The following is a 12,894-nucleotide window of genomic DNA, read 5'->3' as shown; positions in this document are numbered from 1 at the left end:
CGTGATGCACCCGGAAGATCCGCAGGCCAACGACCGTACCCAGTTCATGCCGCGCCCCGGTGGCCGTGCTGCCCCGCAACCCGCCGCGCCAGCGCCGCAGCCGCCGCCGTTGCAGGTACCGGCCGAGCCCCTGGCGCCTGGCCAGGGCGTGGGTGTCAACCCGCTCGAGCAGGCGGCCGGGCCGTTGCTGGCCTTGCTTACCCGCCTGCGCAACACCATCGCTCATTCGGCGCCGGCCAGCCTGCGGGCGCAGTTGCTGGCCTATCTGCGCCAGTTCGAGACCCGTGCCGAAACCGCCGGGGTGGTGCGCAACGAGGTGCTGCTGGCGCGCTATGCGCTATGCACCGCGCTGGACGAGGCAGTGCTCAGCACGCCGTGGGGCAGTGCCAGCGACTGGAGCCGCCAGAGCTTGCTGATCACGGTGCACAACGAGGCCTGGGGCGGTGAGAAGGTGTTCCAGCTGATGGAGCATTGCCTGCAGAGCCCGCGCGAACGCCTCAACCTGCTGGAGCTGTTGTACCTGTGCACCAGCCTCGGCTTCGAGGGCCGCTACCGGGTCATGAACGATGGCCGCGCCCAGCTCGAAGCGCTGCGCGAGCGTACCGCTGCGGCAATTCGCAGTGCCCGTGGCGAGCGTGAGCGCGAACTCTCGCCACACTGGCGTGGGGTGGCTGTCAGCCGTGACCGCCTGGCCCAGTTCGTGCCGCCATGGGTGGGCCTGGCGGTGGCAGCGGCATTGCTGTTGCTGCTGTTGTTCGGCCTGCGCCTGAAGCTGGCCGCCGATGCCGAGCCGGTGTTCCGGGGTATCCACGCGCTGGGCGAAATCCCGGTACAAGCCATGGACCGCCCGGTGCTGCAGCCCAAGCCCGTGGAGCGCCCGCGCCTGGCCGGGTTCCTCGCCGATGACATCAAGGCCGGCCGGGTTTCCGTCGAAGACGCGGTCGACCGCTCGGTGGTGACCATTCGCGGTGACGAGCTGTTCGCCAGCGCCAGCGCCAGCATCAAGGGCGATTTCCAGCCGCTGATGCTGCGCATCGCCGAGGCTGTGGCCAAGGTCAAGGGCAATGTCCGGGTCACCGGGCACAGCGACAACCAGCGCATCGCGACGTTGCGCTTCCCGTCCAACTGGGCGCTGTCGCAAGCGCGCGCCGAAGAGGTCAAGGGCATCCTCGCCGCGCGCACCGGGCAACCCGAGCGCTTCAGCGCCCAAGGGCTGAGCGACACCGAACCACTGGCGTCGAACGACACCGCGCAGGGCCGGGCGAAGAATCGCCGGGTTGAAATCACCGTTCTGGCGGAGGGCGTCGAGTGAAGGCGTTTTTCAGTTTTGTCATTCGCTGGGTGATCCCGCTGCTGGGCCTGATCGCCCTGAGCCTGATCATCTGGTTCGTCGGGCCGTTGCTGGACATGCTGGCGTCGCCCACGCCACGCTGGCTGCTGATCGTCCTGCTGTTCGCCCTGTGGGGCGGCTACCGCGCCTGGCGCATCGTGCAGGCGCGCCGGCAGGCGGCCAAGGTCATGCAGAGCCTGGCCGCAGAAACCGCCCCGGACCCTGCCAGCGTGGCCACCACCGAAGAGCTGGCGGCGCTGCGCCAGCGCATGGACGAGGCCTTGGCCCTGTTGAAGAAGGCCCGTTTGGGCGGTGACGAGCGTCGCAATCTTTACGAGCTGCCGTGGTACGTGATCATCGGCCCGCCCGGCTCTGGCAAGACCACCGCGCTGGTCAATTCCGGCCTGCACTTCCCGCTGGCCGCGCAACTGGGCGAGGGCGCCATCCGCGGTGTGGGCGGCACGCGCAACTGCGACTGGTGGTTCACCGACCAGGCGGTGCTGCTCGACACTGCCGGCCGCTACACCACCCAGGACAGCCACGCCCAGGTCGACAAGGCGGCCTGGCTGGGCTTTCTCGACCTGCTCAAGACCCAGCGCTCGCGCCGCCCCATCGACGGTGCATTCATCGCCATCAGCCTGTCCGACCTGCTGCTGGGCAGCGACGCCGAGCGCGCCGCCCACGCCGCGGCGATCCGCGCGCGCATCCAGGAGCTGTACAGTCAGCTGGGCGTGCGCTTCCCGGTGTACCTGATGCTGACCAAGCTCGACCTGGTGCCGGGCTTCATGGAGTTCTTCGACAACCTGGGCAAGGACGAACGCGCCCAGGTGTGGGGCATGACCTTCCCGCTGGATACTCTCGAGCAGGGCGCTGACGGCCCGTTGGCGCAGTTCGACAACGAGTTCGCATTGCTCGAACGGCGGCTCGGCGAGCGCCTGGTCGAGCGCCTGCAACAGGAACGCGACCCGGCCCGACGCGACCTTGTCTATGGCTTCGTGCAACAGTTCGCCGCCCTGCGTGGCAACCTCAAGGCCTTCCTCGACGGCATCTTCAAGCCCAACGCCTTCGAGGCACGGGCGTTACTGCGTGGTGTGTACTTCACCAGCGGCACCCAGGAAGGCAGCCCCATCGACCGGCTGATCGGCAGCATGGCCCAGAGCATGGGCCTGGATCGTGCGCACCTGGCACGCCAGAGCGGTAGCGGGCGCAGCTATTTCATCGAGCGGTTGTTCACTGCCGTGGCCTTCGCCGAGCGCGGCCTGGTTGGCAGCAACCCCAAGGTGGAGCGGCGGCGCCGGTGGATCGCCCGTGGTGCGCTGGCCGTGAGCGTGGCGCTGGTGCTGCTGGTCGGGACCTTGTGGGCCCTCAGTTATCGGGCCAACCAGCAATACATCGCCGAAGTCGACAGCCGCCTTCAGCCACTGGGCAAAAGCGTGCAAGGCCTGAGCCCTGCGCAGCGCAACGTGGTCGACGTGCTGCCGCTGCTGAACGCCGTCCGCCACCTGGCCGACGACCCTCCCAACTGGGCCGAGGGCCTGGGCCTGTACCAGGGCGACATGCTCGAAAGCGAATCGCAGAGCCTGTACCGCAAGCTGCTGATCGCCATTTTCGCCCCGCGCCTGGTCACCCGCATCGAGGAACAGCTGTATGCCGGGGGGCCATCCGATTACCTCTACGAAGGGCTCAAGGCCTACCTGATGCTGGCCGATGCCGAGCACTACGACCCAGACTTCATCAAGGCCTGGATCACCCTCGACTGGGAGCGCCAGTTACCCCGCGACCTTGCGCCCGACCTGCGCCAAGCCCTGGGGCAGCACCTGGCGGCGCTGTTCGAGAAACGTCCGCCGAACGCACGCCTGGACCAGCGCCTGATCGACGACACCCGTCGCCAGCTGCAGCAGTTGCCGGTGGCCCAGCGTGTTTACGACCGGGTCAAGCGCCAGAAGCTGCCAGGCGGGGTCGAAGACTTCCGCGTCAGCGACGCTGCCGGGCGTGATGCCGCCCTGGTGTTTCGCTTCAAGAGCGGCAAGCCGCTGAGCGAGCCGCTGCCGGGGCTGTTCACCGTGCAGGGCTACCGCCAGGCATTTCTCGCCGCCAGCCTGGCGCAGAGCACCACGCTGGCCGAGGAACGCTGGGTACTGGGCCGCGCGCCGGGCGAAGCGGGCGATGCCAAACGCCTGGCCGACGATGTGCAGCAACTCTACTACCAGGATTACATCCGCCACTGGGATGCCCTGCTCGACGACCTGGACGTCGTGCCTGTCACCAGCGTTGGCCAAGCCGCCGACGTGCTGCGGGTGCTGTCCGGGCCGACCTCGCCGATGAAGCAGCTGCTGCAGGCGGTGGCCCGTGAAACCAACCTGGCGCAGCCGACCACGCTCGACAAGGTCCAGGACAAGGCCGAGCAGGCCGGTGTCGACCAGCTGCGCCAGCGCCTTGGCGGGCTGCTCGGCGACGCGCCGCTGCCCGTCGACAGCCCCGCAGCCCGCACGCAGGACCCGGTGACCGCGCACTTCGCCGAGCTGGCCACGCTGGTTGGCAGCGGTGAAGGCCAGCCCGCCGCCATCGACGGCTTGCTCACCGACCTCAATGCGCTCTACGTGCAGGTCAGCGCCATGGTCGGTGCCAGCGGCGACGCCTTGCTCGGCGAGGCCAAGAACCAGGCCCAGGCTGCGGCGCAACGGGTAGCCCTGGGCGCGGCGCGCCAGCCCAGGGTGGTGCAGAACCTGGTCAGTTCGGTACTCGGCTCGACCCATGGCATCGTCATGGGCGGGGTGCGCAACCAGCTCAATGCCGCCTGGGCCAGCGAAGTGCTGAATGTCTACCGCCAGTCGCTCAGCGGCCGCTACCCGCTGGTGGCCGGCAGTTCGCGCGACGCCACCCTGGAAGACTTCGGCCAGTTCTTCGGGGTCGGTGGGGTGATGGACAACTACTTCCGCAAGTACCTGCAGCCCTACGTCAATACTTCCAGCACGCCCTGGAGCTGGCAGCCGGGCGCTGCGCAGAAGCTCGGGATCAGCGGCAATGTGCTGTACACCTTCCAGCGCGCGGCGACCATCCGCGATGCGTTCTTCCGCAGCGGTAACGGCCTGCAGCCAAGCGTGCGTTTCGAGCTCAAGCCGGTGGCGATGGACGCGAGCATCACCCAGTTCCTGCTCGATCTCGACGGCCAGCAAGTCAGCTACGACCACGGCCCGAGCCGCCCGGTGGCGTTGCAGTGGCCCAACCCGAACAGCATCGGCGTGGTTCGCCTGTCGATCGCGCCGCCATCGGCCAGCGGCCGTTCGGGGCTGACCGTGGAGGGCCCATGGGCGTGGTTCCGCCTGCTCGACCAGGCCGACCTGGTGGCTGGCAGCTCGCCGGAGCGTTTCAACCTGCGTTTGCGCGTGGATGGCGCCAGCGTGTCGTACGAGCTGCGTGCCAGCAGCGCCTTCAACCCGTTCCGCAGCCGAGTGGTCAGCGGTTTCAGCCTGCCGGAGCATCTGTGAACGACGTGGGTTTCTACGGAAAACTGGCCTGCCGCGGCGACTTCGTCAGCCGTGGCTTGCCGCAGACCTTCATCCAGCCCTGGGACCAGTGGCTGGCCGCCGGTATCCAGGCCAGCCAGCAGGCGCTTGGCGAGGCCTGGCTGCAGGCCTACCTGGTCAGCCCGTTGTGGCGCTTTGCCCTGGCGCCTGGGGTGTGTGGCCCGGACGCGGTGGTCGGCGTGCTGATGCCGAGCATCGACCGGGTGGGGCGGTATTTTCCGCTGAGCGTGGCGCAGGTGCTGGAGCCCGGGGTGGCGATCGCAGGCATCGTTGGTGGGGCCGATGAGTGGTTCGAAGGTGTCGAGGCGGCGTTGCTGGGCACGCTTGAAGCGGATGCGGCTTTCGAGCATTTCGAGGCAGCCTTGCAGCCTTTCGACCAACCCCGGCCGCTGCTGCAGGGGCCACGTCTAGCCGTGGGCGGGTTGCAGCGGCTCGACGGCAGCACGCCGCAGGGCAGGGCGTTGGCCCTGGCCGAATGTGCCTGCGAAGGCATGAGCCTGTGGTGGGGCCTGGGCAGCGAGCGGATCGCACCTGGCCTGCTGCGTAGCCAGGGCCTGCCGCGCAGCGAGCAGTTCGCCGCGTTCCTGCTGGGCAGCGAGGCGAGTCCAGCATGAGCCGCGTGCACTACAGCGCGGCCAGCTACAGCCATGTAGGCATGGTCCGCAAGATCAACGAAGACGCCTGCCTGGAGCTGACCTGGGATGGCCTGTGGGCCGTTGCCGACGGCATGGGTGGGCATGCCGCCGGCGACTATGTGAGCAGCCTGGCCGTGGACAGCCTGCGCCAGTTGCCGCTCATCGATGGGTTGGAGGATTTCACCCAGGCCCTGCGCGACACCTTGGCCCAGGTCAATAGCGCCGTACGCGAGGAGACCTTGCGCCGGGGCGTGGCGATGATGGGCAGCACGGTGGTGATCCTGGCCGCCCGCGGCGACCGGGCGGTAGGCCTGTGGGCCGGTGACAGCCGCCTGTATCGGCTGCGCGATGGCCGCATCGAGCGCCTGTCGCACGACCACAGCTATGTCCAGGAACTGCAGGACAGCGGCCTGCTCAACGAGGCCGAAGCCCGCGTGCACCCGCGCGGCAACATCGTCACCCGCGCCATCGGCGTCGAGGACCAGCTCGAACTCCAGGCGGTGGATGTGCAGGTACAGCCGGGCGACACCTACCTGCTGTGCAGCGACGGCTTGAACAAGACCGCCGAAGACCACGAGATCGCCGACGTGCTCGGCCACGCCGACCCCTATCAGGTGGTCCGCAGCCTGGTGCACCTGGGGCTGACCCGTGGCGCCCCTGACAACATCACCGCCGTGGTGGTGAAGGCGAAATGAAGAGCACCCCGAACATGCAGATTCCCGGATTCGACATCGACAGCGAGATTGGCCAGGGCGCCATGGCCAGCGTCTACCTGGCCACCCAGCGCTCGCTGCAGCGCAAGGTGGCGCTGAAGGTGATGGCCGCGAGCCTTGCCGCCGACCCTACCTTCTGCGAGCGCTTCCTGCGCGAAGGGCGCACCCTGGCGCGGCTGGCGCACCCGCACATCGCCACCATCCATGACATCGGCAACGTCGGCGAGCTGTACTACATGGCCATGGAGTACCTGCCCAGCGGCACCCTCAAGGAGCGCATCGCCGCCGGGCTTGCACCCGAGCAGGGCTTGCTGTACGTGCGGCAGATCGCCCAGGCGCTGGGTTATGCCCACGGCCAGGGGTTGGTGCACCGCGACGTGAAACCGGCCAACATCCTGTTCCGCGCCGATGGCACGGCGGTGCTCTCGGACTTTGGCATCGCCAAGTCGCTGGATGACCGCACCCAGTTCACCCAGGCTGGCTTCGCTGTCGGCACCCCGAGCTACATGAGCCCGGAGCAGGCGCGGGGCATGGACATCGACGGCCGCGCCGACCTGTATGCGCTTGGGGTGGTGCTGTACGAGATCCTTGTCGGCGAGCTGCCCTACCGTGGCACCGATGCGTTGTCGACCGCACTGGCCCACCTGACCGAGCCACTACCGGAGCTGCCCATCGAGCACGGGCGCTACCAGGGCATCCTGCGCGGGCTGCTGGCCAAGGACCCCGATCAACGCTTCGCCGATGCCGACGCGTTGCTGGCCGCACTCGACCGCTTGCCTGCCGATGACCAGGACAGCACAGTGGTCCGGCCGTTGCCGGTCGCGATGCCGGGCAAGGCAGACCTTGGCGGCCTGACGCCGGTGTCCATCGATATTCCGCAGGCCACGGCCGAGCCGGTCGCCTCACCCACGCCTGCAAAGGAGCCGTCCCGGCCCAGGCCCGCTGCGCCGCCGAAACCAGCCTCGGGCATGCCGGCCAAGGCCATGCTGGCCGTGGCCATAGCCGCGGCGCTGGGCCTGGGCGCGACCTTGTTCTGGTTGCGCAGTGGCAGCGACCAACCGGATGTGCAGCCACCCGTGGCGCAAACCGCGAGCGAACCGCTGACGCCAACCGCTCCACCGCCAGCGGCCAGCGAAGACGGCCGGCCTTTGTTGATGCCGGGCAAGAAAACCCTGTTCCAACGCGTGCTGAGCAAGCCCGAAGCGCAACTGCGCGCGCGGCCCGGTGACAGCGCCGGTGAACCGCTGCCGGCGTTCTCGGTGCTGTACGTGTACCAGCGCAAGGACATCGACGGCCAGCCCTGGCTGGAAGTTGGCGCCTCCAGCAGCGGCCAGCGCGACGGCTGGTTGCCTGCGGCACAAACCAGCGACTGGAAGCAAAGCCTGGTGCTGAAGTTTACCGAGCGTTCCGGCCGTTCACCGGTGATGTTCATGCGCCAGGCCGATGACCTGCAGCAACTGCTCGACGACACCGGCAAGGCCCGCGCCGACCTGCTCAAGGCGCAGAACGAGCCCGACCAGGTGCCCCAGGTGCTGGCCCTGGAGCCCGCCGCCAGTGCGGTGCCGCAGAACCAGTTCTACCTGATGCCGATCTTCGACTACCGCGAAAGCTTCGGCGCCGACGGCCAGCCGGTGCAGTTGCTCAACGTCGCCTCCATCGACCCCGGCAGCAGCGTTCGCAGCCAGGCGGCCACGGCTGCCGGTGCGGCCGTGGCAACGGACAACCGCTTCCGTACCGGCATCGTCCTGGTGGTCGACACGTCGGTGTCGATGCAACCCTACATCGACCGCGTGCGCCAGGTGGTCAGCGAACTGCAGGCGCAACTGGCTGCACGGGGCGAGCTGGGCAATGTCAGCTTCGGCCTGGTGGGCTTTCGCAACAGCGTCAAGCGCACCCCGGGCCTGGACTACCTGAGCAAGACCCTGGTCAGCCTGGAGGAGGGCCGCGACCCGGCGCGCTTCCTCAAGGCTGCCGCGCAGGTCAAGGCCACCAGCGTCTCCAGCCATTCGTTCAACGAAGATGCCTTTGCCGGCGTGATGCAGGCCGTGGAGGGCATGGACTGGTCGGGCTATGGCGGGCGCATCGTCCTGCTGGTCAGCGATGCCGGTGCCCTGCGCAAGAACGACCCTTACAGCAGCACGCAGATGAACGAGGCCGAGGTTCGCCAGGCTGCGTTGAGCAAGCAGATCAGGATCTACGCCCTGCACCTGCGCACCCCGGCCGGTGTGAAAAACCATGGCGCTGCCGAAAGCCAGTACCGCGTGCTTACCGCCGACAGCAACCCGCAGATCGGTGACCTGTACGTGGCTGTGCCGGGCGGCGATGTGGGCGCCTTTGGCGAGCGCGTGCGCGAGATCGGCTCGACGTTCGCCGAACTGGTGCACCAGGTGCGTGAACAGCAGCCACAGCCGTTGCCCCAGTTGGGCTCGGGCGCGAGCCTGGCGGCGAAGTCCCAGGCGATCGGTTATGCCATGCATATGGACTTCCTCGGCCGTAACGGCGCCAGCCAGGCGCCGCAGCTGGTCAGCGCCTGGGCCGCCGACCATGACCTGGCCAACCCGGCGTTGCCGAGCCTGCAGGTGTGTGTGATGCTGACCAAGCTGCAGCTCAATGACCTGCAGCAGTCGCTGAAGCTGATCGTCGATGCCGCGCGCAAGACCCGCAGTTCACCGGGTGATTTCTTCAACGAGATCGCCAGCGCGAGCGCCTACATGAGCCGCGATCCGGGTGCCCTGCGCAAGGGCGCAAACCTGGCCCAGGGCGGGGTACTGGGCGAATACCTCGAAGGCCTGCCGTACCGCAGCAAGTCCCTGAGCATGACCGAGGACCTGTGGCTGTCGCTGTCGGTGGCCGAACAGGAGGATTTCATCGACGAGCTGGATTCGAAGATCCGCCTGTACGAAACCTTCCACAACGACATGGCCAACTGGGTGCGCTTCGGCAAGGCCGAGCCGGGCGATGCCCTGTACCGTGTACCGCTGTCGACGCTGCCGTGATGATCAGCCTGCACGCGGTGCACAAGACGCGCGGCCAGGGTGCCCAGCGCTACAGCCTGCAGATCGACCGGCTGCAGCTGGCGGCAGGCGCACGGGTGGCCCTGGTCGGCCCCAGCGGCTGCGGCAAGAGTACCTTGCTCGACCTGCTGGCGCTGGTGCTGGCGCCGGATGCCGCCGAGGGCTTCGTCTTCGCCGGCGCCGATGTGGCTGGCCTGTGGCGCCAGCGCCGCCTCGACCAGTTGGCGGCGCTGCGCAGCCGCCAGCTGGGTTACGTGCTGCAGGCCGGCGGATTGCTCGGTTTCCTCGATGTGCGCGGCAATATCCGCCTGCCACGGCAGCTGTTGGGGCTGGGCGAGGACGGCAGCGTCGAACGCCTGGCCGAGGCGCTGGACGTGCGTGACCAGCTGGCCAAGAAACCTGCCGCGTTGTCGCTGGGGCAACGTCAGCGTGTCAGCTGCGCCCGGGCCCTGGCGCATGCGCCGGCATTGTTGCTGGCCGACGAGCCTACCGCAGCGCTGGACCCGGTGAACGCCGAGCGGGTCATGCAGTTGCTGCTGCGCGAGGCACAGGCGCGCCAGGTGACCTGCGTGCTCGCCACCCATGACGAAGCGCTGGCGCGCCGGGCCGGGTTGAGCGTGCTGCGCATGGCCTGCCGGCGCGATGCCGACGGCGGCGTCACCGCCACCTTGGCGCAGGCCGTCTGATGCGCCCGTGGCTGATCGCCGGCCTGGCCTGGCAGGACTACCGCAACGATGCGCGGCTGTCGGCGTGCAGCGTGCTGGCGCTGGTCGCGGTGATCGCGCCGTTGCTGGTGCTGTTCGGTCTCAAGTTCGGCCTGGTCGGCAGCCTGACCGAGCGGCTGCAACGCGACCCGAGCGTACGCGAGATCATTCCCTTGGGCGGGGGCCGTTTCCGCGCCGATTTCATCGATGCCCTGGGGCAGCGACCGGACGTCGCCTTCGCCATCGCGCGGACCCGGCAGATCGCCGCCACTGCAGAGCTGCTGCTGCCTGCCAAGGGGCGTGCGGTAACCGTCGAGATGCTGCCGACCGCTGCCGGTGACCCCTTGTTGCAACAGGTGCCGCCGCCGCAGGGCCTGCAGCAGGTGGTACTGAGCTTTACCGCTGCCGAGAAGCTCGGTGCCGCTGCCGGTGATGAGCTACAGGCCAGCTTCAGCCGGCAGCAGGCCGGCCAGGTGCAATGGCGCCAGACGCGCCTGCAGGTAGCTGCCGTGCTGCCGTTGGCGGCGTTCGAGCGCGATGGCCTGTTTGCTTCCCTGGCCCTGCTCGAAGCGGTCGAGGACTACCGCGACGGGCGCGGCGTGCCGGCGCTGGGCTGGCCGGGGGAGGCCGCAGGCAATGATGCGCAGCGGATATACCCGGCGTTTCGCCTGTATGCCCGTGGGCTGGCTGATGTCGAGACGCTGCGCGCCTATTTCGCCGAACGCAAGTGGCTGGTATCGACCCAGGCAGCGCAGATCGCCCAGGTGCAGGCCCTGAGCCGCAACCTTGACCTGGTGTTCTGGATCATCACCAGCCTGGCCGTGGCCGGTGCCGTGGCAGCCATCGCCGCTGGCGCGGTGGCGGCGGTACAGCGCAAGCAGCGTGAGCTGGCGGTGCTGCGCCTGCTGGGGTTCGGCACGGCCGCGCTGCTGCTGTTCGTGGTGCTGCAGGCGCTGTACAGCGGCGTGCTGGCGGCCGCAGTTGCCGGCGCCCTGTACCTGCTGGCCGAGCAGGGCCTCAACCGGATCTTCACGCAGGTGCCAGGCGAATACGCCAGCCATCTGTTGCCCATGCATTACTTCGTTGCGTTGTCTGCGGTGCTGCTGGCCAGCACAGCCGCTGCTGCCCTGGGTGGCTGGCGGGTAACGCGCATCGATGCCAGTCAAGGAATTCGTGATGTCTGAACTTCGCCTCGGGGCTACGGCCCTGCTTCTGACCACGCTGGGCCTGGCGGCCTGTTCGCCGGGTACCGACGAGCCGCCTGCCAAGCCGGCCAACGCCGCTGCCGCCAGCGCCCCGGCACAGCCGGTCGACACCAGCAAGCTGGACAACCCCAAGCCCTTGCCGGGCGACGTCAGCCTGCCGCTGCCATGCGGCGGCGAACTGGTACTGCGCAGCGTCTACGTGCTGGCCCAGGGTAGCCTGGACGACCGCGAGGTCAACCTCGGCTACCCGTTCAGCGAGGGCGAGGCCGGCTACCAGCAGTCGTTCATTTCCGGTTATCGGCGTGACTTCATCAATGGCCAGTTCAGCCTCCAGGACCTTTCGCCCGCCTGGCAGAAGGCCGTCGCCCCCAGCCTGCCCGAACTCGACCAGGCTGGCCCGCTCAAGCCGATGATGTATTTCATTGGCAAGTACGAGGTCAGCGCCCGGCAGTATGCCCAGGTGATGGCTCAGGCCCAGTCGCTGGCCAGCGGCGAGGCGGCGCCGGCCTGTCAGCCCGATACCACGGCGGCGGGGCGGCTGCCCAAGGTCAAGCTGTCGCGTTTCGAGGCCGAGCGCTTTGCCGCGGTCTACAGTGCCTGGCTGCTCAAGCATCACCGTGACCTGCTGCCGGTCAGTGGCCGGGGCAGCAAGGCCGAGGACGGCGGGGTCGGTTTTGTGCGCCTGCCCACCGAAGTGGAGTGGGAGTTCGCTGCCCGTGGCGGCTCTGCGGTAAGCCGCCAGGAACTGGAAGGGCGGCTGTTCCCGCGCAAGGTCCAGGGCAGTGACAGCGACGGGCCGCTTGGCGACTGGGCAGTGTTCAACCAGGTGGCTGGCGGCACCGGGCAGGCCGCACGCCTGATGCCGATCGGTACCCGGCTGCCGAACCCGCTGGGGCTGTTCGATGTGATCGGCAATGCCGCCGAAATGGTTCAGGAGTCGTTCCAGCTGGTGCATGCCGGCCGCTTGCAAGGCGCCTATGGCGGCTTCGTGGTCAAGGGCGGCAACTACCTGGAAGGCGAGGGCACGCTGTTTACCGGCATGCGCCGCGAGTACCCGCTGTTCGGCGCTGACGGTACCGAGCAGCGCAACGAGACCACAGGCTTCCGGGTGGCCATCGGCGCCTTGTCGGCACCCCGTTCGCGTTACCAGGAACTGTTCGAGCAGTGGCAAAAGGAAGGGCGCCTGGCCAGCCTGACCGACGATATTGATGCCGTGCAGGACCCGACCGAGCGCCTGGACAGCATCATCGCCGCCACCGCCGACCCGCGCCAGCAGGCCGAGCTGGGGCTGGTCAACGAAGAACTCAAGCGCAGCGTTTCGCTGATCGGTCGCCAGCGCGAAGAGGCTGCCGGCAACTTGATCCAGTCCGCCGCGCTGGTGGCCGAGACCATCAACAACTACAACATTCGCCTGACCAACCTGCGCAACACCCAGGCCGAGGCCAAGGCGCGTGGCGACCAGACCACCGTGAGCATGTACGCCGCAGCCATCGCCAACGGCCGCGCCGCCCTCGATGGCGCCGTGGCGATCTACATCGACAACCTGGCCAGTGGTACGCGCTACACCGATGCGGTGATCCAGGCGCAGTTCCAGCGGGTCAAGGAAGAACTCAATCGCAAGCCGGTCCTGGGCAAGAGCCTGGTTAGCCGCGCGACCCTGTTCGTTCGCCATGTTGGGGAGTACCGCCAGAACCGGCGCGCCGACCCGGCAACGATCCTCAAGGAGCTCCTGGCATCGGCCGCCGCGCGGCCTTCGTAGTGGCTTC

At 68.3% G+C, this 12,894-nt stretch carries 8 protein-coding genes; all 8 read left to right on the top strand.

Translation table 11 applies throughout. From position 1 onward, the window contains the following. Positions 1-4: 4 nt before the first annotated feature. Genes C163_RS20010 through C163_RS19975 form a run of 8 tightly spaced genes read left to right on the top strand, consistent with a single transcriptional unit; the run spans position 5 to position 12,887 of the window. Positions 5-1,312, top strand: a complete 1,308-nt coding sequence (locus C163_RS20010; protein ID WP_025340309.1) for a DotU family type VI secretion system protein — start codon at positions 5-7, stop codon at positions 1,310-1,312. Continuing rightward, entirely contained in the window at positions 1,309-4,818 is a 3,510-nt protein-coding gene (tssM, locus tag C163_RS20005) for a type VI secretion system membrane subunit TssM (RefSeq protein WP_025340308.1), read from the top strand. The genes C163_RS20010 and tssM overlap by 4 nt, the downstream gene beginning before the upstream one ends. Then, positions 4,815-5,471, top strand: coding sequence for a type VI secretion system-associated protein TagF (gene tagF / locus C163_RS20000; protein WP_025340307.1), 657 nt, complete (start codon positions 4,815-4,817; stop codon positions 5,469-5,471). Before tssM ends, tagF begins: the two co-directional genes overlap by 4 nt. Next, the gene (locus C163_RS19995; protein WP_025340306.1) at positions 5,468-6,187 is read left to right on the top strand and encodes a PP2C family serine/threonine-protein phosphatase; all 720 of its coding nucleotides are present in this window, start codon (positions 5,468-5,470) and stop codon (positions 6,185-6,187) included. Before tagF ends, C163_RS19995 begins: the two co-directional genes overlap by 4 nt. Next, a complete protein-coding gene (locus C163_RS19990; protein ID WP_025340305.1) occupies positions 6,184-9,201 on the top strand; it encodes a serine/threonine-protein kinase in 3,018 nt (1,005 codons plus the stop codon). The genes C163_RS19995 and C163_RS19990 overlap by 4 nt, the downstream gene beginning before the upstream one ends. Further along, complete coding sequence (locus C163_RS19985; RefSeq protein ID WP_025340304.1) at positions 9,201-9,905, top strand: ATP-binding cassette domain-containing protein; 705 nt, start codon at positions 9,201-9,203, stop codon at positions 9,903-9,905. Before C163_RS19990 ends, C163_RS19985 begins: the two co-directional genes overlap by 1 nt. Next, complete coding sequence (locus C163_RS19980; RefSeq protein WP_025340303.1) at positions 9,905-11,107, top strand: FtsX-like permease family protein; 1,203 nt, start codon at positions 9,905-9,907, stop codon at positions 11,105-11,107. Before C163_RS19985 ends, C163_RS19980 begins: the two co-directional genes overlap by 1 nt. Continuing rightward, positions 11,100-12,887, top strand: a complete 1,788-nt coding sequence (locus tag C163_RS19975; RefSeq protein WP_025340302.1) for an SUMF1/EgtB/PvdO family nonheme iron enzyme — start codon at positions 11,100-11,102, stop codon at positions 12,885-12,887. Before C163_RS19980 ends, C163_RS19975 begins: the two co-directional genes overlap by 8 nt. The last annotated feature ends 7 nt before the right edge of the window (positions 12,888-12,894 follow it).

Source organism: Pseudomonas sp. FGI182, assembly GCF_000511325.1.
GTDB lineage: Bacteria > Pseudomonadota > Gammaproteobacteria > Pseudomonadales > Pseudomonadaceae > Aquipseudomonas > Aquipseudomonas putida_Z.
This window is presented reverse-complemented; position numbering and strand designations above follow the sequence as displayed.